This is a genomic window from Allorhizobium ampelinum S4 (assembly GCF_000016285.1).
GTDB lineage: Bacteria > Pseudomonadota > Alphaproteobacteria > Rhizobiales > Rhizobiaceae > Allorhizobium > Allorhizobium ampelinum.
The window spans coordinates 2404726-2424652 of record NC_011989.1 but is presented as its reverse complement, the minus strand read 5'-3'; the positions used below and the strand labels follow the sequence as shown (position 1 = coordinate 2424652).

Here is a 19927-nt window from a genome sequence, read left to right as displayed (position 1 = left end):
AGCAGGCCTGGAGTGGCTATTTTTCCTGTTTCGTCCTAGCGGCAAGGGGCTTGTCGGCTCGGGTGTATCAATGGAAATGCGGGTGTGTGGACCGCGTTGATCGAAAAGGGGCGGCGGTAGCGCGTAATGAACCGCTTCTTGTCCAATGCGACGAACCGGATCGATACGAAGGGGCGGGTTTCCGTTCCGGCGGCGTTCCGTGCTGTTCTGGCGGCCAGAGAAATTCAGGAGTTGTATTGCTTCCAGGATTTCACCTTTCCGGCGATCAGTATCGGTGGGCCGGATCTGCTGGAGCGTTACGAGCGGCAAATTGTCGGCGAGGATCCGTTTTCGTCGGTTGCCAACGAGATGTCGCTTCTCGTACATGGCGGCGGCGTTTTCATGCGCCTCGACAGCGAGGGGCGGCTGATGGTCACGGATTTTATCCGCGACTTTACGGGTATTACGTCCGAGGTGACCTTTGTCGGTCGTTCGGATCATTTTCAAGTGTGGCAGCCGCAGGCGTTTCACGAGGCGCAGGCGGCGGCAAGAAAGGCGCTCGGTCTGAAGAGGGCGGGTTCAAGTTAGAGCATTTCCAGGAAAAGTGGAAAACGGTTTTCCGTCCGGAAATGCGCAAATGCAATGATGTGGACTATCTCCCTTTTTCAAAGAAAAAGGGAGATAGTCTAAGGCGGAGAAGCGGAATGGTGACGGATCTTGGCGGAGGGTATGCTGAAGCCGAAGGCGGACCGGTCCGTCACATTCCGGTTCTTCTCGAGCCTGTCATAGAAGCCCTCGAGCCCTCTGCCGGTAAGGTCATCCTGGATGGCACGTTTGGGGCGGGTGGCTATACCTCAGCTATTCTCGATACTGGTGCCGATGTCATCGCGCTTGACCGTGATCCGAATGCGATTGCTGGCGGGCAAGCCATGGTCGCCGCTCGCGCCGGTCGTCTCACGCTTCATCATACCCGGTTTTCCACGCTGGATAATTTTGCCCCCGAAGGCGGGCTGGATGGCATCGTTCTCGATATCGGCGTTTCCTCCATGCAGATCGATGAGGCCGAGCGTGGGTTTTCCTTCCAGCGCAACGGGCCGCTTGATATGCGGATGTCCGGCACGGGTGTGTCTGCCGCCGATGTCGTCAACCGAGCCAAGGTTGGCGACCTCATCAGGATTTTCGGCTTTCTGGGCGAGGAAAAGCAATCCGGACGAATTGCCCGCGCTATCGAAAAGCGCCGGGTCAATCATCCTTTCCAGACCACGCGCGATCTGGCGGGCATGATTGAGATCGTCACCCCACGCAAGGCGAAGGACAAGATCCATCCGGCGACGCGGGTGTTTCAGGCGCTGCGGGTTTTCGTCAATGACGAGCTTGGCGAATTGGCCGAGGCGCTGTTTGCCGCCGAGCGGGCCTTGAAGCCGGGGGGGCGGCTGGTTGTCGTCACCTTTCATTCGCTTGAAGACCGAATCGTCAAGAAATTCTTCTCAGACCGTTCCGGCAAGGCCGCCGGTTCGCGGCATATGCCCATGGCGTTCGAGCGTCCGGCAACCTTTGAGCCGGTCGGTAAGGGAATGGTAACAGCCACCGAAGAGGAGGCCGAGATCAATCCTCGTGCCCGTTCTGCAAAACTACGCGCGGGCATCCGTACCGCGCATCCAGCCATGAAGGCCGATTTTTCCATTTTCGATTTGCCGGATCTCGCGGAAATCGAGCGATTGGGGGCCTGAGCCATGCTGCGAACCTTTGACATCGTGATGATCGGCGCCATGGCGGCAGCGGCAGCCGTGACTTACCAGATCAAGCACAATACCGATGAGAAAGTGCAGGATCTGAAGCGCATCGAAGCCGAGATCAAGCTGGAGAAGGATACGATCGAGCTTCTCCAGGCCGACTGGGCCTTGTTGACCCAGCCGAACCGCCTCGAAAAACTGGCCAATACTTTCGGTCAGGAGCTGAAGCTCCAGCAAACCGATCCCAACCAGTTGGCGCGGGCCAATGAATTGCCGATGTTGAAATCCCAGGTGCCTGTGGTACAGGCCCCGGCGGCAAAGACAGGCGGTCCCAAGATCGCCGATGGTATTAAGATTGTGAATGGTAAGCCGGTCCCAGTGCCGATGGATAAGGTCATAACCGGATCGGTGAAACGCTGATGACTTTTCTTTCCCGTATGATGCTCCTGAAAAGCCGGGCCCATTTCTCCACCGATGTGCGCCGTGGCGCTGTGCGCGGCAAGGGCCGCGCGTTCGAAGGCGCTGGCAAGCGCAAGGCCGATATGGCCAAGCGTCGCGTCGGCCTGCTGATCCTCGGTTTTACGCTGGTCTATGGCGTAATCGGCGGTCGGCTGGTGCAATACGGCTATGCCCATCCGGAAAGCACCTCCAGCATCATGCCACCGGATCGGTTGATGGCGGCGCGTCCCGATATTCTCGATCGCAATGGCCAGGTTCTGGCCACCGATATCAGGACGGTGTCGCTGTTTGCAGAACCGCACAAGATTGTCGATGTCGATGAAGCCGTTGAAAAGCTGCAAACGGTGCTGGCCGACCTAGACAGCCGCGACACCTACAAGAAACTCTCGTCGAAATCGCATTTCCAGTGGCTTCGCCGTCAGTTGACGCCCAAGCAACAGAGCCAGATCCTGGCGCTGGGCATTCCCGGCATTGGTTTCCGGCCGGAAATTCGCCGTTTCTATCCCGGCGGTTCTACAGCGGCCCATATTGTTGGCTTCGTCAATATCGACAATCGCGGCATGGCCGGGATGGAAAAATATATCGACAACCAGGGCCTGGCGGATCTGGCCGATCTCGGCATGACCAGCAATGCGCCGCTGGAGCCGGTCAAGCTCTCCATCGACCTGCGCGTCCAGAATATCGTTCATGATGTGGTGGCCGCTGCCCAGGTGAATTTCAAGGCCAAGTCGGCGGGTGCCGTGGTGCTGGACGTTGAGACCGGCGAAGTGCTGGGCATGGCGTCTTATCCCGATTTCGATCCCAACAAGCCGGAGGAAGGTGCCAAGGAAGGCTGGTTGAACCGGATGTCGAACGGCACGTTCGAAATGGGCTCGACCTTTAAATCCTTCACGATGGCGATGGGTCTGGATACCGGTCGGGTAAAACTGAGCGACGTGTTCGATGCACGCTATCCGCTGAAGATCGGTGGATTTACCATCCACGATTTTCACGGCCAGAGCAAATTCCTGAGCGTTCCCGATATCTTCAAATATTCCTCCAATATCGGTACGGCAAAGATCATCGACGTGGTCGGCATTCCCGAACAGAAGGAATATTTGAACCGCCTGGGTCTTCTGACCAAGATGAAGACGGAATTGCCGGAAGTGAAAATGCCATCTCAGCCACGGGGTGAGTGGAAGAAGATCAGCTCGGTCACGATTTCCTTCGGCCACGGTGTCGCGACGACGCCGCTGCAGACAGCGGTCGCCGGTGCGGCGCTCATCAATGGCGGCAAGTTGATCCAGCCGACATTCCTGCCGCGCACTGTGGATGAGGCCAATGAAGTGGCCGAGGCGGTGCTTAAGCCATCCACCAGCGCCGATATGCGTTATCTCTTTGAATATAATGGCATTAACGGCTCCGGCCGTGGCGCGCGTGTCCCAGGTCTCGATGTCGGCGGCAAGACAGGGACAGCCGATAAGGTCGTCAATGGCCGTTATGACAGCAAGCTGAATTTCAACGCCTTTCTGGGTGCATTCCCGATGAGCAAGCCACGCTATGTAGTTCTGAGCTTTATCGACGAACCCTTGAGCGGCGAGGGCGGTGGTACGATTTCGGCCTTTACCGCTTTGCCGATCGTGCGCGACGTTATTCGCAGAACTGCCCCAATTCTCGGTGTAGAACCCAATTACGGACAGGTGGGCAATGATATGCTCGTCTCATATTGAGGACGATTGATTCGCCGTTGCCGCAGGGCTCTGCTCCTGCTGCGCGGCAGGGGACAGGTAGACGATGAAATTGCGAGATCTCGCCAGCGGCGATTTTGGGGATCTGACCGGACCACTGGATGGGCCGGTCGGCGACGTGGAGATCACCGGAATAACCGCCGACAGCCGCAAGGTTGAACCCGGCATGCTGTTCGTGGCTTTGCAGGGCGTTAAGGCTGATGGTGCGGGTTTCGTTGCCGATGCCGTAGCGCGGGGCGCTGCTGCCGTGCTCTCCGGTTCTCATCTGGATATTGCCGTTCCGGCTCTGGTCACCGACCAGCCGCGTCATGCGTTAGCGCTTCTTGCTGCCCGCGTCTATTCCGGCCAGCCGGAAACCATGGTGGCGGTGACCGGCACGGCTGGGAAAACATCGGTTGCCTCCTTCACCCGTCAGATCTGGGCTTATGCCGGGCTTGCCAGTGCGCAGATTGGCACGACCGGGGTGATTTCCCCAACCCGCAGCGATTACGGTTCACTGACCACGCCTGATCCGGTCGCCCTGCACCAATTGCTGGCAGATCTTGCGCAAGAGGGCGTGACCCACGCCGCCATGGAAGCCTCCAGCCATGGTCTCGACCAGAGCCGGTTGGACGGCGTGCGTCTTGCCGCTGCCGCCTTTACCAATCTTGGCCGCGACCACATGGATTATCACCCGACCGTTGCCGATTACATGGCCGCCAAGATGCGCCTGTTCGACACCCTGCTGCCCAAAGGGTCTCCAGCGGTGATCTTTGCCGATGACGAATGGTCGGCGGAAGCAATCCGGGTGGCAAGGCAGGCGGGTCATGATGTGCGCACCGTTGGCCGGGCCGGGGATTTCCTCAGCCTGAAGCGGGTCGAGCATTTCCGCCACAAGCAGATTGCTGAAATTCATCATCAGGGGGCGATCTTTGAGGTTGATCTGCCGCTGGCAGGGGATTTCCAGATTGCCAATGCGCTGGTGTCCGCCGGTCTTGCCATTTCGACCGGCGTCGAGGCTTCGCTTGCCCTGAAAGCACTGGAAAAGCTGCAAGGTGCTTCGGGCCGGTTGGAGCTGGTGGGGCAGGCGAACAGCGGCGCGCTCGCCTATGTCGATTATGCTCACAAGCCGGATGCTTTGGAAAAGGTGCTGACGGCGGTCAGGCCTTTTACCAGCGGCAGAATTATCGTGGTGTTTGGCTGCGGTGGCGACCGCGACAAGGGCAAACGGCCGATCATGGGCGAGATCGCCGACCGGCTGGCCGATATTGTCATCGTCACCGATGACAATCCACGCTCGGAAGTGGCCGCCACCATTCGCAGTGAGGTGATGGCAGCGACACCGAAAGGCATTGAGATCGGGGACCGCGCCCAGGCAATTCGCGCCGCTGTGGCAATGCTGGCGACTGGCGATACGCTGATTGTTGCAGGCAAAGGCCATGAAGAGGGCCAGATTGTCGGCGCGCAGACGCTGCCGTTTTCCGATCACGCCGAAATCCGCAAAGCCATGGAGGAGTTTCACCCTTGACCTTGCTCTGGACCATTGAAGATCTGGTTGCGGCCATGACCGGACGCCCGGTCGGCACCATGCCGCCGGGCATTACCGGCATTTCCATCGATAGCCGCAGCATCCAGCCCGGAGAAGCCTTCTTCGCTATCAAGGGCGACCGGGTAGACGGGCATGATTATGCCAGCATTGCTGTGGCGAATGGCGCGGCGCTGATGGTGGTCAATGAGGCCAAACTGCCCGCGCTTGGCCGGTTGACCGTGCCGATGATCGTTGTTGACGATGTGTTGCAGGCGTTGGGAAGGCTGGCGATTGCCGCCCGTGCCCGATCGCGCGCCAAGATTGTTGCTGTGACCGGTTCGGTCGGTAAGACGACGACCAAGGAAATGCTGCGCCAGGTGCTGGCACCGTCAGGCGAAGTGCATGCGGCTGTTGCCTCCTTCAACAATCACTGGGGTGTGCCGCTGACGCTGGCGCGGATGCCCGCCACTGCACAATACGGCGTGTTTGAGATCGGCATGAATCATTCCGGCGAAATCACTCCGCTGGTGCAGATGGTCCGCCCGCATCTAGCTGTTATCACCACCATTGCGCCTGCCCATCTCGGCAATTTCACCAGTGTCGATGAGATCGCCGATGCCAAGGCGGAAATCTTTTCCGGTGTCGCGGCCAATGGCGGCGTGCTTTTGAACCACGACAATCCCTATTTCGAATATCTGGAACACAAGGCGCAGGAAGCGGGCATCACCCATATCCATTCCTTTGGCCAGCATGCCAAGGCGGAATTCCGGCTGGCGGAATTTGATGGCGCTGCCGAAAGCTCGACCGCCTGGGCGATCATCGACGGTGAGACCCGTGAAGTGGTGATTGCCGCGCCGGGCCGCCATATCGCAGAAAACGCCATGGCGGCGCTGGGCGCTGCCCGTCTTCTGGGTGCCGATCTGGATGGTGCGGTCGATGCATTGAGCAGACTGTCACCGGTCAAGGGCCGGGGTGAGCGCCATCGGCTGCGCTGCGCCTCTGGTCTCTTCACCCTGATTGATGAAAGCTATAACGCCAATCCGGCTTCCATGCGCGCCGCCATTGCTGTCCTGGCCGCAGCCCAGCCGCGCGGCGAGGGCCATCGCATCGCCGTGCTTGGCGATATGCTGGAAATGGGCGAGTTTTCCGAGGAGTTGCACGCCGATCTGGCAGGGCCGTTGCTGGCCGCCGGGATCGAGCATGTCTGGCTGGCCGGACCCGCCATGGCAGCACTGCGGGCGCAATTGCCGGAGACCGTTTCGGTTGCGTCTTTCAATACCGCTGAAGATCTGGCCGCTTTTGCTGTCGCCTCGGTTCACGGTGGTGATGTGGTGATGGTCAAGTCGTCACTGGGCATCGGTTTTGGCAAGATCGTCGCGGCTCTGCTTGACAACTATCCCCCATTGGACGACACCCGCCGCCCAGAATAGGCTAATGCCGGACCCGCGTCGCGGGCTGGATAGATGTTAGAAAGTGCCTTTGATGCTGATTTGGCTTGTCGAACTCGCAAACCACGTACAATTTTTCAACCTGTTCCGGTACATCACCTTCCGGACCGGGGCGGCGATGTTCACGGCAGCCTTGATCGTCTTCCTGTTCGGGCCGAAAATCATCGCCTCTCTCAAAGTGCGCCAGGGCAAGGGCCAGCCGATCCGTGCCGATGGGCCGCAGACCCATTTCAAGAAGTCCGGTACGCCAACCATGGGCGGGCTGATGATTCTGGCCGGTATTGTCGGCTCCTCACTGCTCTGGGCTGATCTCTCCAATGTTTATGTGGTGGCAACGCTGCTGGTGACGCTGGGTTTTGGTGCCATCGGCTTTTACGACGACTACCTGAAGGTTACCAAACAATCTGACAAGGGCTTCTCCGGCAAGGCGCGGCTGGCCATCGAGTTTCTGATTGCCGGGATCGCGGTGTTCTTCATGATGGAAGCGGCAAAGATTTCCGCGCCGCAAGGCCCGCATCTGGCGACCTCCATCGCCTTTCCGTTCTTCAAGGATGCGCTGCTCAATGTCGGCTATTTCTTCATCGTCTTTGGCGGCTTCGTTATCGTTTCCGCTGGTAACGCCGTCAACCTGACAGACGGGCTGGACGGGCTAGCCATCGTGCCTGTGATGATCGCTTCGGCTGCTTTTGGGTTGATTGCTTATCTCGCCGGTAATGCGGTGTTCTCAGGATATTTGCAGATCAATTTCGTGCCGGGCACCGGCGAACTTGCCGTCATCCTCGGCTCGGTCATCGGGGCTGGGCTTGGTTTCCTATGGTTCAATGCGCCGCCCGCGGCAATTTTCATGGGCGATACCGGTTCGCTGGCTTTGGGTGGGTTGATCGGCACGGTAGCGGTGGCCACCAAGCACGAGATCGTCATGGTGATCATCGGCGGGTTGTTCGTCATGGAAACCCTGTCTGTCATCATCCAGGTGTTTTGGTACAAGCGCACCAAAAAGCGGGTGTTCCTGATGGCACCGATCCATCACCATTTCGAAAAGAAGGGTTGGACGGAAAGCCAGGTCGTCATCCGGTTCTGGATCATTGCTGTCGGTCTCGCCATGCTCGGCCTTGCCACACTGAAGCTGCGGTGAGGGCGCGATGATCCCGGTTTCAAGCTTTTCCGATCGCAGCGTCGCCCTGTTCGGGCTTGGCGGCTCCGGCCTTGCCACGGCGCGCGCCCTGGTGGCCGGGGGTGCGGCGGTGACGGTCTGGGATGACAATCCTGACAGCGTTGAGAAAGCGCGGGCAGAAGGGCTGGAGGCACGGGATCTACGCCAGATCGACTGGAGCGGGCTTTCCGCCTTTGTTTTGTCGCCGGGCGTGCCGCTGACCCATCCCAAGCCGCATTGGACGGTGGATCTGGCAAGGGCAGCAGGCGTCGAGATCATCGGCGATATCGAGCTTTTCGTGCGCGAGCGGCAGGCGAAAGCCCCGGATTGCCCGTTCATCGCCATTACCGGCACCAATGGCAAATCGACCACCACGGCGCTGATTGGCCATATTCTGCGCCACAACGGTTATGATGTGCAGATCGGCGGCAATATCGGCACGGCGGTGCTGACCCTGGAGCCGCCCGCGCCTGATCGTTATTATGTAGTGGAATGCTCATCCTACCAGATTGATCTTGCCCCCGGCATTGATCCAACGGCAGGCATTCTCCTGAACCTCACCCCCGACCATCTCGACCGCCATGGCAGCATGGAAAATTATGCGGCTGTGAAGGAGCGGTTGGTCTCAGGCAGTGATGTGGCGATCATCGGCGTCGATGACGACTATTGCCTTGAGATCGCCAAGCGTTTGGAAGAGGCGGGCAAAGAGGTCGTGCGGATTTCCAAGGGCCAGCCTTTGACCGACGGTCTTTACAATGACGGCCAGCGGATTGTGCGTGGCTCTGGTGGAGCCGCCGAGGTGATTGCCGACCTGAACGGGATCGCCACGCTGCGTGGCAGCCACAATGCTCAGAACGCGGCAGCGGCCATTGCCGCTTGTATGGCGGTGGGATTGTCCAAAGACCAGATTCAGGCCGGATTGTCCTCCTTTGCAGGGTTGAAGCACCGGATGCAGCCGGTTGGGCGGCGGGGACATGTGGTCTTTGTCAATGACAGCAAGGCGACCAATGCCGAGGCGTCTGCACCGGCCTTGTCCAGTTATGAGCGGATCTACTGGATTGCTGGCGGCCTGCCCAAGCAGGGTGGCATTGCCAGCCTTTCGCCGCTGTTTCCGCGCATTGCCAAGGCCTATCTGATCGGCGAGGCAGCGTCCGGCTTTGCGGCTACGCTTGGCAATGCCGTTGCTTACGAGATTTCCGGTACGCTGGACCGGGCGCTTGCCCATGCCAGCGCCGATGCGCAAGACGATGGGAATGGCGGCGAGGTTGCCGTGATGCTTTCCCCGGCTTGCGCAAGCTTCGACCAGTACAAGAATTTTGAAGTCAGGGGCGAAGCCTTCGTTTCGCTGGTAGCCGGGCTTGACGATGTGACGATGCTGATCCAACAGGCTTCAGGAGAGACATGACATGGTAAGCCGTGCAGAACGTGGAGCTTTGGCGGATTGGTTCTGGACCATCGACCGGCTCTTTCTGGTAACATTCATCGTGCTTCTGGGCATCGGCTTCATGCTGTCCTTTGCCGCGTCGCCAGCGGTGGCCGAGCGCATCGGGCTGGACAGCTTCCACTTCGTGCGCCGTCAGGCGGCCTTTACCATTCCCTGCCTTGCGACCATGGTCGGCCTGTCCTTCCTGTCGCCCCGGCAGGTGCGCCGCGCCGCCGTCCTCATCCTGCTTGCCTCGATTGCCCTGATGATCCTGGCGCTGTTCTTCGGACCGGAGGTCAAGGGTGCGCATCGCTGGATCAATTTCGGCAGCCTGTCGATCCAGCCTTCAGAATTCATGAAGCCCGCCTTCGTGGTGGTTTGTGCCTGGCTGTTTGCCGAACATGCCCGCCAGCCTGATATTCCCGGCAATTTCTTTGCCATCCTGCTGTTCATGGTCGTCGTGGCGCTGTTGATGGTTCAGCCGGATTTCGGCCAGACCATCCTGACCTCTGTCGTGTGGAGCGGCATGTTCTTCATGGCGGGCGTGCCGTGGATCTTCATCATCGTGCTGGCCCTGGTCGGCGGCGCCGGTTCGACAATTGCCTATTATACTATGCCGCACGTGGCTGGCCGTATCGACCGCTTCCTGACCGGCGAGGGCGATACGTTCCAGGTGGATACGGCGCGTGAGGCGATCATTCGAGGCAATTGGTTCGGCGTCGGGCCGGGTGAAGGCATTGTCAAGCGGATCATTCCCGATGCCCATACCGACTTTATCTTTTCGGTCGCCGCCGAGGAGTTCGGCATTATTTTCTGCCTGCTGCTGGTGTCGATCTTCGCCTTTCTGGTTATTCGCGGCCTTGGCCATGCCTTTCGCGAGCGCAACGACTTCAACCGTTTTGCGGTGGCCGGGTTGATCCTGCAAATCGGCGTGCAGTCGATGATCAATATCGGCGTCAACCTGGAACTTCTGCCGGCCAAGGGCATGACGCTGCCCTTGATCTCCTATGGTGGGTCTTCCATGGTGGCGATTGGGGTCACAGCGGGCTTCATTCTGGCGCTGACCCGCCACCGGCCTGAAAAGCGCTCACAGGAGCGACGCTTGTTCAGGTCGGTCCAGGGTGTTCCAGCAGAATAGGGGCCAGCGGAGTAAATCATGACCAAGGGTCTCATTCTTCTTGCCGCCGGGGGAACCGGCGGCCATTTGTTTCCGGCTGAAGCGCTGGCTCATGAACTGAGAGCCAGGGGCTATAGCGTGCATCTGGTGACGGATAGCCGCGCCGAACGCTATGCGGGCAAGTTTCCAGCCGACGCCATCCATGTCGTACCTTCTGCTACCATAGGCTCGAAAAATCCTGTTGCCATCGCGAAAGCGCTGCTGACACTGTGGCGCGGCTACCGTGCCGCCCGCTCGTTAATTGCTGGCTTAAAACCACTTGTGGTCATCGGCTTTGGTGGCTATCCGACCATTCCGCCGTTGTTGGCGGCGCGCGCGCTTGGTGTTGCAACCGTTATCCATGAGCAGAATGCCGTCATGGGCCGGGCCAACCGGTTTCTGGCCCCAAGGGTCAAGGCCATTGCCGGTGGCTTCTTGCCAGCGGGCGGTGCCTATGCCGACAAAACTGTGGTGACAGGTAATCCGGTGCGGCCTGCGGTATTGGCGGCCTCCGAGACGGATTATCAGCCGTCCGGCGATGGCGATCCATTTGAGCTTGTGGTGTTTGGCGGCAGCCAGGGCGCCCAGCATTTTTCCAATGCTGTGCCAAGCGCCATCTGCATTCTGGACGACGTGTTGCGCGCGCGCCTGCGCATCACCCAGCAGGCGCGGCCTGAAGATGCCGACCGGGTGAAAGCGCTCTATGAGAAGCTCAAGGTTCCCGCGTCGGTTTCGCCGTTCTTTGGCGATATGGCCGAGCGGATCGCCACATCGCAAATGGTTATTTCCCGCTCCGGCGCATCGACCGTGTCGGAGCTTGGCGTCATTGGCCGCCCTGCGGTGCTGGTGCCCTATCCCTATGCGCTGGATCACGATCAGGCCGCCAATGCGGCGGCGATTTCCGGTCAGGGCGGGGCGGTTGTCGTGCCACAATCGGATTTGACGCCGGAAAAACTGTCGGCACTGTTGAAGGACTGGATGACCAGCCCGGCCAAGCTGGCCCAAATGGCTGCCTCGGCGCGAAGTGCGGGACAACCGGAAGCAGCAGGCTTGCTTGCTGATCTGGTTCAGACTATTGCCGAAGGTAAGAACCTAAAGACTTTAAAGGACGTGAAAGCATGAAAATGCCGAAGAGCATCGGTCTGGTGCATTTCATCGGGATCGGCGGGATCGGTATGAGCGGCATTGCCGAAGTGCTGCACAATCTCGGCCATCGGGTACAGGGATCGGACCAGGCTGAAAGCGCCAATGTGCAGCGCTTGCGCGCCAAGGGCATTGAGGTGTTTGTCGGCCACAAGCCGGAGAACCTGGGCGATGCCGAGGTTGTTGTCGTTTCCACCGCCATCAAGAAAAGCAATCCCGAGCTGGTGGCTGCGCGTGAAAAGCTGCTGCCGGTGGTTCGCCGGGCCGAAATGCTGGCCGAGTTGATGCGGTTCCGCAATGCCATCGCCATCGGCGGCACGCATGGCAAGACGACGACCACCTCAATGGTGGCGGCGCTGCTTGAGGCAGGCCAGCTCGACCCGACTGTGATCAATGGCGGTATCATCAATGCCTATGGCACCAATGCCCGCATGGGCGAGGGTGAGTGGATGGTGGTCGAGGCCGACGAATCGGACGGCACCTTCCTGAAGCTGCCCGCCGATGTGGCTGTCGTCACCAATATCGACCCTGAGCATCTGGACCATTACGGCAATTTTGACGCCGTGCGGGCCGCGTTTCGCCAGTTCGTCGAGAATGTGCCTTTCTACGGTTTTGGGGTCATGTGCCTCGATCACCCTGAAGTGCAGGCGCTGGTTGGCCGGATCGAAGACCGCAAGGTTGTCACCTATGGCGAAAATCCGCAGGCCGATGTGCGTTTTTTCAATGTGCGCAACGAAGGCACCAAGTCGATTTTCGATGTGGAAATCCGCCGTCGCCGCACGGGCCGTGTCTTTAGCTTCAAAGACCTGACTCTGCCGATGCCGGGCCGCCACAATATTTCCAATGCCTGCGCGGCGATTGCGGTGGCCAACCGGCTGGATATTTCCGAGGAAGCAATCCGCAAGGGTCTGTCCACCTTCGGTGGCGTCAAGCGGCGCTTCACCCTGACCGGCACCTGGAATGGCGTGCAGGTGTTTGACGATTACGGCCACCATCCGGTGGAAATCAAGGCGGTGCTTAAGGCGGCGCGGGAGAGCTGCAAGGGGCGGATCATCGCCGTGCATCAGCCGCATCGCTTCTCGCGTTTGTCGAGTCTATTCGAGGATTTCGCCAATTGCTTCAACGATGCCGATAGTATTCTGTTGTCGCCAGTTTATGCTGCGGGAGAAGATCCCATCGAGGGCATCGATTCTGAGGCGCTGGTGTCGCGCATCCGGTCGGGCGGTCATCGGGATGTGCGCTATCTGGCCTCGCCGGATCAGCTGGCCGGAATTATTTCGACCATTGCACAGCCGGGTGATTTTGTGGTCCTGTTGGGGGCTGGAAATATTACACAATGGGCAGCGGCGCTGCCTTCAGAATTGCAAGCGCTTTCGGGAAAATCGGAATGAAACAGGTGGATGGGGAAAAGCTGCTGGCCCGCTTGGGGCCGGGTGTGGATGCGCTGCGGGGACGGTTGACGCCGGACGCGCCGATGGACCGCGTGACGTGGTTCCAGGCGGGCGGTTTGGCGGAACTGATGTTTCAGCCGCATGACAGGGACGATCTGGTCACCTTCCTGAAACTGCTACCCGATGATGTGCCGCTCACCGTGGTCGGCGTCGGCTCCAACCTGCTGGTGCGAGATGGCGGCATTCCCGGCGTGGTGATCCGCCTGTCGGCTAAGGGGTTTGGCGGCCTTGAGCTGGAAGGCGAAAATCGCATCCGCGCTGGTGCCATCTGCCCGGACAAGCATATCGCCGCCATGGCGATGGACAATAATATCGGCGGGTTCGCGTTCTACTACGGCATTCCCGGCTCGATTGGCGGCGCACTCAGGATGAATGCCGGTGCCAATGGTGGCGAGACGGCAGAGCGGGTCATCGAGGTCGAGGCCGTGGATCGCCAGGGCAATCTGCATGTGCTGTCCAAGGCTGATATGGGCTATGGCTACCGTCACTCCTCAGCGCCGGAAGGTTTGATCTTCATTAGCGGATTGTTTGAAGGTTTCTCCCAGGAGAAATCGGCGATCCGGGCTGAAATGGACGCCGTGCGCCAGCACCGCGAAACCGTGCAGCCTGTGAAGGAAAAGACTGGTGGCTCGACCTTCAAAAACCCGGAAGGCCATTCCGCCTGGGAATTGATCGACGAAGTTGGTGGACGCGGTCTGATGATAGGCGGCGCACAAATGTCGTCGCTGCATTGCAATTTCATGATCAATGTCGGCCATGCCACGGCCTATGATCTTGAATATCTGGGCGAGACAATCCGTGGTCAGGTATTCGAACAGTCCGGCATCAAGCTGCAATGGGAAATCAAGCGTCTCGGCCTGTTCATGCCTGGCAGCGAAGTGAAGCCGTTCATGGGCGTGACAAGCGAATAAACGAAACGGCTAATTAATAAAAAACGCCGCCAAGTGAATCACTTGGCGGCGTTTTTTATTGTTCAGAATCTGATTCAACTTTGCATTCGATGCCCGGCAAGCCGGGCATCGACACGTTAAACTTCACCTTTACGCGATGCGAGAATGCAGACCAGCGTGATCGCGGCGGCAAGGCCGAGATAGTAGCCGACATAGGCCATGCCGTAATTGGCCTGGAGCCAGGTGGCTGCATAGGGCGCCAGCGACGCGCCGACAATGCCTGCGAAGTTGAAGGTCAGCGAAGCGCCGGTATAGCGAACATTGGTCGGGAAGGGGGCCGACAGGGCAGCCCCGATCAGCGCGTAGGTCATGCCCATCAAGGCCATGGAGCCTGCGGCGAAGATCGCCACGCCTGTCTCACCTGCGGTCAGCAGAACCGGCAGCAGGAAGGAGAAACCGGCAATCATCACGGTAATGCCGATCAGCGCCTTGCGACGACCGATCTTGTCGCCGACCTTGGCTGTCAGCGGAATGAAGATGCCGAACACCACCGAACTCATGATCTGGATTTCCAGAGCGTCGAGGAAGGGGATCTGCAAGACCTTGATATTGTAGGACAGCAGCCAGGCCGTACCGATGTAGAACAGCACGAACGTCACCAGCGCCACGAAAGTGCCAAGGAACAGGCTGCGCTTGTACTTCCCAAAGATCTCGGCGACGGGCACGGCCACCCGCTCATGGGCGTCCATGGCTTTCTGAAAGGCTGGTGTTTCTGAAATCGAAAAACGCACCCAGAGACCGATGACGATCAGCAGGGTGGAGGCCAGGAACGGAACACGCCAGCCCCAGGCCATGAGGTCGTCCTTGGAAATCACATGCAGCAGCAGCCAGAAAATGCCGGAGGACAGGAATAAGCCAACCGGTGCGCCGAGCTGCGGGAACATCGCATACCAGTTGCGCTTGCCTTCCGGGGCGTTTTCGGTTGCCAGCAATACGGCTCCACCCCATTCGCCACCAAGGCCAAAGCCCTGGCCGAACCGGCACAGCGCCAGCAGCAACGGCGCAAACACGCCGATCTGCGCATAGGTCGGCAGGAGTCCGATCACCACGGTGGAAATGCCCATTGTCAGCAGAGCCGCCACCAGCGTCGTCTTGCGGCCGATACGGTCACCGAAATGGCCGAACACCACAGCGCCCAGCGGACGGGCGAAAAACGCGATGGAGAAGGTTGCAAACGAGGCCAGGAGAGCCGTCATCGGATCGCTGTTGGGGAAGAACAGCGCCGGGAAAACCAGTACGGCCGCCGTTGCATAGACGTAGAAATCAAAGAATTCGATTGTGGTGCCGACCAGGCTTGCCGTCAGGACTCGTGCAGGGGAATTCAATGCAACAGGTGCCAGCGGCTCGGCGGACGGCGATACGGTGCGTATCGCATCAGTCATGATGATGGGGTCCAATTTGAGTTCAATGGTGGTTTTTCGCAATCGTGCCGTACGTTCAAAGAGTATGCGGCACTTGTCGTTAGCGGTTGGCTTTACGCATTTGCATGGGCAATTTCAACTGGTTCTGCTTATTTCGGCGCTATAAGCGGTGTTTTCCTTGTCAATCCTCATGCGAGGAACACCGCTTGAAAATCATCGAAAACCATCAGGATGACCGATCGGCTCACCTATGTGTGCCTTTAGACGAACGAAGTTTAGATTGACTTTTATCATTGTTGTTGTTTATAAAATATTTATATAATTGCGATGTCGACAAGTGCAACCTGTGGGATTTATTGACTTAATCGCTCCGATATTTTCCCGTCATCAATGATAGGATTTAGTCATTAATGACAGGATTTATTCGGTGCGGCTTCCGGAGAGGCTTTATGAGACGTTTTCTGTTTGTCTGTTCTATGGTGCTGATGGCGGGACAAGCCATTGCGCAAATGCCGCCGCCGCCACCAGGCCCAGGTCCTGTGCCACCGGGTCCGGGCGCAATGCCACCACCGCCATCCTGTGTCGCACCGCCGCCACGGCGTGGCATGCCTCCGCTGGTGTGCCCGGTTCGCAGGCCGTTGCCACCCGGCGCGCCATGCAGCTGCCGGCTTCCCGATGGACGGCGCGTTCCAGGCGTTGTGGAGCCCTGATACGGATGTCCTGCCTCGGATCGAAACGTATTAAGTTGCGTTTCGGTATTGGGCTGCTCGCATGTTTCCAAGCCGTGATTACGCTTTGAACCTGTTCGGGTTGACGTGATCGATGAATTCGAAGCCGTGCTGCACAGGGATCTCGTCTGTCCCTCAGCACGGCTTTTTGTTGTTCCGGCCCTCATGTCGCTGACGGTAGCCGGTAGGCTGTCTTCTTTTTTCACCCATCGGAACGACCTCCTTCAATACAGCCCTGCGCCTTGCATCTTGGGGCCGAACCCCTCGGGCGCCCTTCGATAACTCCCAGAAAAACAAAAGTAATTTTTGCTCGTTAACACCTGTAAACGGTTCGTTAACCTTAATGGCGTTTTATCATGTCAGGTGCATGAACCGGCGCGATTCGCGCCGCAAGTCGGGCGCAAAGGTAAGGCGGAAAACCGCGATTGTTTTGTTTGGGTGCGTGAATGGCTAAGAAGCATGTTGCCGTATTGCTGGGAGGATTTTCGTCGGAGCGGCCTGTCAGCCTCGCCTCTGGCGCCCCTTGCGCATCGGCGCTTGAGGAGCACGGCTACCGCGTGACACGGGTCGATGTCACCCGCGATATCGCCAGCGTGCTTCATGACTTGAAGCCTGATGTGGTCTTCAATGCTTTGCATGGTCCTTTCGGCGAAGACGGCACCATTCAGGGTATCCTTGAATACCTCTCCATTCCCTATACGCATTCCGGTGTGCTGGCCTCGGCGCTTGCCATGGACAAGACGCAGGCAAAGATCGTGGCGGCGGCGGCGGGCATTCCCGTGGCTTTCGCCCGGCAAATGTCGCGCTTTGAGATCGGCAATGTTCATCCGATCGAGCCGCCTTACGTCGTCAAGCCGGTTCGGGAAGGTTCCAGTTTCGGCGTGGTGATCGTCAAGGAAGATCAGTCGCATCCGCCGCAGATCCTTGGCTCGTCGGAGTGGCGCTATGGCGATACCGTCATGGTCGAATCCTATGTGGCTGGCCGCGAACTGACATGCGGTGTCATGGATGGCAAGGCGCTGGCTGTGACCGAGGTGATCGCCAAGGCCAATACATTCTACGATTACGACTCCAAATACGCAGCAGGGGGGTCGACTCACGTCATTCCGGCGCAACTTTCACCGAAAATTTACCAAAAAATACAAGACTTGTCTGTCAGGGCCCATAACGCGATCGGGTGCCGTGGCGTCAGTCGGTCCGACTTCCGTTACGACGACCGTTTTTCTGAAGATGGCGACTTGATCTGGCTGGAAGTGAATACCCAGCCGGGCATGACGCCAACCTCGCTTGTGCCTGAAATGGCTGCGCATGCGGGCATTTCCTTTGGTGAATTCGTCAGCTGGATGGTGGAGGATGCGTCGTGTTCACGGTGAGCGGCAAAAAATCTGCAAAGGGCAGCAAGGCTGCACCTTATCGCGCGCCCAGCCTGGCGGATGATGGCTTGATGGCATTGCCGCGCCCGGTTCGCCGGCTGATGCGGTTCGTCGTCGCCCTCTGCTCGGGCAGGGTGGCTGTGCCGGAACATCTCGGGAAGGTTTCCTTCGCGGCCTATATTGTTGCTGTCGGTGGTTACGGCATCGTCAAGGGTGGCCACTGGCCGGACTTTGCCGAGGCGATGACCTCGACGGCAGGTTTTGCGGTTGAAGACGTCAAGCTGTCGGGCAATGTTCACACATCCGAAATCGATGTGCTGCAATCGCTGGGTCTGGATGGTGCTACCTCCCTGGTGGCTATCGACGCCGATGACGCGCGCCGCAAGGTGGCCGATCTCCCCTGGGTAGAGCAAGTCGAGGTTCGCAAGATCTATCCGCGCACCATCGAGGTGAATATCAAGGAGCGCGAGGCCTATGGTATCTGGCAGCATGGCACCGACCTGTCGCTGATCGAAAAGAGCGGCAGCATCATCGCGCCGCTGCGTGACAATAAATTTGCCACCCTGCCGCTGTTCGTTGGCCGTGATGCCGAAGTGGCAGCCCAGGATATCGCCGGAGAGTTTTCGACCTGGCCTCAGATTACCGGTCGCGTCAAAGCTTATGTTCGCGTCGCCAGCCGTCGCTGGGATCTCTATCTCGACAATGGCGTCGTGGTGAAGTTGCCTGAAGACGATGTCGATGGCGCCATGGCGCGTCTGGCGAAGATGGAAGCGGATCACCAATTGCTGGACCGCGACATCGCTGCTGTCGACCTGCGCCTTTCAGACCGCATGACCGTCCAATTGACGCCTGAGGCGCTGGTGCGCCGTCAAGCTGCGGTGACGGCTCGCGCCAAGGCCCTCGCCAAGGCGGAGAAAGAGACATGAGCGTCTTCGGTTCCTCTTTCGGATTGCCCCGTATGAAACCTCTCTCGCATAAGCGCAGCCATGTCGTTTCGGTTCTCGATATCGGCTCTACCAAAGTGGTCTGCATGATCGGCCGGCTGACGCCGCGCAAGGAAAGCGATGTCCTGCCGGGCCGGACCCATCATGTTGAAGTGATCGGCATCGGCCATCAGCGTTCGCGTGGCATGAAATCCGGCGTGATCTCCGATATCGAATCGGTGGAAAGCGTCGTGCGGCTGGCAGTCGATGCCGCTGAACGCATGGCGGGCCTGACCGTCGACAGCCTGATCGTCAATGTCTCGGCTGGCCGGATCGGTTCGGACGTCTATACCGCCACCATCGATCTCGGTGGCCAGGAAGTCGAAAGCGCCGATTTGAAGCGCGTCCTGTCTGCTGCCAGCCACCAGTCGCAACGCCGTGACCGGGTGCTGCTGCATTCACTGGCGACCGGCTTTTCGCTGGATGGCGAGCGCGGTATTCGCGATCCACTCGGCATGTTTGGTGATACGCTGGGTGTCGACATGCATGTGGTGACGGCAGAACGTCCGGCGCTGAAAAATCTCGAGCTTTGCATCAATCGCGCCCATCTGACGGTCGAGGGCCTGGTGGCGACACCTTACGCCAGCGGTCTTGCCGCTCTGGTGGACGACGAAGTCGAGCTGGGCTGTGCTGCCATCGACATGGGCGGCGGCACCACGACGATCTCGGTGTTTGCCGAGGGTAAGCTGATCCATACGGATGCCATCGCCATTGGCGGCCATCATGTCACCACGGATCTGGCGCGTGGTCTTTCGACCCGCATCGAAGATGCCGAGCGGTTGAAGGTCGTGCATGGTTCGGCCTTTGCCAATGGCTCGGAAGAGCGCGATGTTGTTGCAATTCCGCCAATCGGCGAAGATGATCGCGATTTACCGATCCAGGTTCCACGTTCTTTGCTGACGCGAATCATTCAAGCGCGTATTGAAGAGACTCTGGAGATGATTCGCGACCGAATCCACGCATCGGGCTTTAGCCCCGTGGTCGGCAAGCGTTTGGTTCTGACCGGTGGCGCAAGCCAGTTGACCGGTCTTCCGGAAGTTGCGCGGCGGATGCTCGCCCGCAATGTCCGGATTGGCCGCCCGATGGGGGTCTCTGGCCTGCCTGTGGCGGCCAAGGGACCGGCTTTCTCCACTGCGGTAGGTCTGATGATCTATCCGCAGGTGGCCGATCAGGAGATCGCCGTGGGGCAGGGAGGCTTGTTCTCCTCTGGCTCCGGCAACAGCCGCATGATGCGCGTGGGACAATGGTTGAAAGAGAGTTTTTGAGGACCTGCGCCTTGCGGGTGAAAAATCGATTCGGGGCGCGCGATCAAGAGACAAGACATGGCTAGCGTGGCGATGCGGCCAGGGAAAG

Annotated in this window: 17 protein-coding genes; 15 read left to right on the top strand and 2 right to left on the bottom strand. The window is 59.0% G+C overall.

The features are described from left to right. The first annotated feature begins 126 nt into the window (after positions 1-126). From mraZ to murB, 12 genes are all read left to right on the top strand, one after another. Positions 127-567 (top strand): division/cell wall cluster transcriptional repressor MraZ, encoded by a 441-nt coding sequence (gene mraZ / locus AVI_RS11460; protein WP_015916513.1) that lies wholly within the window; start codon positions 127-129, stop codon positions 565-567. Between the two features lie 116 nt (positions 568-683). After that, positions 684-1709, top strand: coding sequence for a 16S rRNA (cytosine(1402)-N(4))-methyltransferase RsmH (gene rsmH, locus AVI_RS11455; RefSeq protein ID WP_015916514.1), 1026 nt, complete (start codon positions 684-686; stop codon positions 1707-1709). 3 nt (positions 1710-1712) lie between these two features. After that, positions 1713-2132, top strand: coding sequence for a cell division protein FtsL (gene ftsL, locus AVI_RS11450; protein WP_015916512.1), 420 nt, complete (start codon positions 1713-1715; stop codon positions 2130-2132). Further along, positions 2132-3880, top strand: coding sequence for a peptidoglycan D,D-transpeptidase FtsI family protein (locus tag AVI_RS11445; RefSeq protein WP_041696803.1), 1749 nt, complete (start codon positions 2132-2134; stop codon positions 3878-3880). Before ftsL ends, AVI_RS11445 begins: the two co-directional genes overlap by 1 nt. Positions 3881-3944: 64 nt before the next feature. After that, positions 3945-5405 (top strand): UDP-N-acetylmuramoyl-L-alanyl-D-glutamate--2,6-diaminopimelate ligase, encoded by a 1461-nt coding sequence (locus AVI_RS11440; RefSeq protein ID WP_015916510.1) that lies wholly within the window; start codon positions 3945-3947, stop codon positions 5403-5405. Further along, positions 5402-6835: a UDP-N-acetylmuramoylalanyl-D-glutamyl-2,6-diaminopimelate--D-alanyl-D-alanine ligase gene (locus tag AVI_RS11435; RefSeq protein WP_015916509.1), complete on the top strand. Its 1434-nt coding sequence runs from the start codon at positions 5402-5404 to the stop codon at positions 6833-6835. Before AVI_RS11440 ends, AVI_RS11435 begins: the two co-directional genes overlap by 4 nt. Positions 6836-6887: 52 nt before the next feature. Then, positions 6888-7988: a phospho-N-acetylmuramoyl-pentapeptide-transferase gene (mraY, locus tag AVI_RS11430; RefSeq protein ID WP_015916508.1), complete on the top strand. Its 1101-nt coding sequence runs from the start codon at positions 6888-6890 to the stop codon at positions 7986-7988. Between the two features lie 7 nt (positions 7989-7995). After that, complete coding sequence (murD, locus tag AVI_RS11425) at positions 7996-9411, top strand: UDP-N-acetylmuramoyl-L-alanine--D-glutamate ligase (protein ID WP_015916507.1); 1416 nt, start codon at positions 7996-7998, stop codon at positions 9409-9411. A gap of 1 nt (position 9412) precedes the next feature. Continuing rightward, complete coding sequence (gene ftsW, locus AVI_RS11420) at positions 9413-10567, top strand: putative lipid II flippase FtsW (protein ID WP_015916506.1); 1155 nt, start codon at positions 9413-9415, stop codon at positions 10565-10567. An 18-nt stretch (positions 10568-10585) separates the two neighbouring features. After that, positions 10586-11707, top strand: a complete 1122-nt coding sequence (murG, locus tag AVI_RS11415; protein ID WP_015916505.1) for an undecaprenyldiphospho-muramoylpentapeptide beta-N-acetylglucosaminyltransferase — start codon at positions 10586-10588, stop codon at positions 11705-11707. After that, positions 11704-13119 (top strand): UDP-N-acetylmuramate--L-alanine ligase, encoded by a 1416-nt coding sequence (murC, locus tag AVI_RS11410; protein WP_015916504.1) that lies wholly within the window; start codon positions 11704-11706, stop codon positions 13117-13119. Before murG ends, murC begins: the two co-directional genes overlap by 4 nt. Beyond that, positions 13116-14090, top strand: a complete 975-nt coding sequence (gene murB, locus AVI_RS11405; protein ID WP_015916503.1) for a UDP-N-acetylmuramate dehydrogenase — start codon at positions 13116-13118, stop codon at positions 14088-14090. The genes murC and murB overlap by 4 nt, the downstream gene beginning before the upstream one ends. 116 nt (positions 14091-14206) lie before the next feature. Here the strand turns inward: murB and AVI_RS11400 are convergent, their stop codons facing one another. Next, a complete protein-coding gene (locus tag AVI_RS11400) occupies positions 14207-15511 on the bottom strand; it encodes an MFS transporter (protein ID WP_015916502.1) in 1305 nt (434 codons plus the stop codon). A gap of 453 nt (positions 15512-15964) precedes the next feature. Continuing rightward, positions 15965-16135, bottom strand: a complete 171-nt coding sequence (locus AVI_RS31090; protein ID WP_156597196.1) for a hypothetical protein — start codon at positions 16133-16135, stop codon at positions 15965-15967. Between the two features lie 529 nt (positions 16136-16664). On the opposite strand from AVI_RS31090, the gene AVI_RS11390 reads away from it, so the two are divergent. Genes AVI_RS11390 through ftsA form a run of 3 tightly spaced genes read left to right on the top strand, consistent with a single transcriptional unit; the run spans position 16665 to position 19839 of the window. Further along, positions 16665-17591, top strand: coding sequence for a D-alanine--D-alanine ligase (locus AVI_RS11390; protein WP_041696798.1), 927 nt, complete (start codon positions 16665-16667; stop codon positions 17589-17591). Continuing rightward, on the top strand, positions 17579-18517 hold the full coding sequence (locus tag AVI_RS11385) for a cell division protein FtsQ/DivIB (RefSeq protein ID WP_041696796.1): 939 nt from the start codon (positions 17579-17581) through the stop codon (positions 18515-18517). The genes AVI_RS11390 and AVI_RS11385 overlap by 13 nt, the downstream gene beginning before the upstream one ends. Beyond that, positions 18514-19839 (top strand): cell division protein FtsA, encoded by a 1326-nt coding sequence (ftsA, locus tag AVI_RS11380; protein ID WP_015916499.1) that lies wholly within the window; start codon positions 18514-18516, stop codon positions 19837-19839. The genes AVI_RS11385 and ftsA overlap by 4 nt, the downstream gene beginning before the upstream one ends. The last annotated feature ends 88 nt before the right edge of the window (positions 19840-19927 follow it).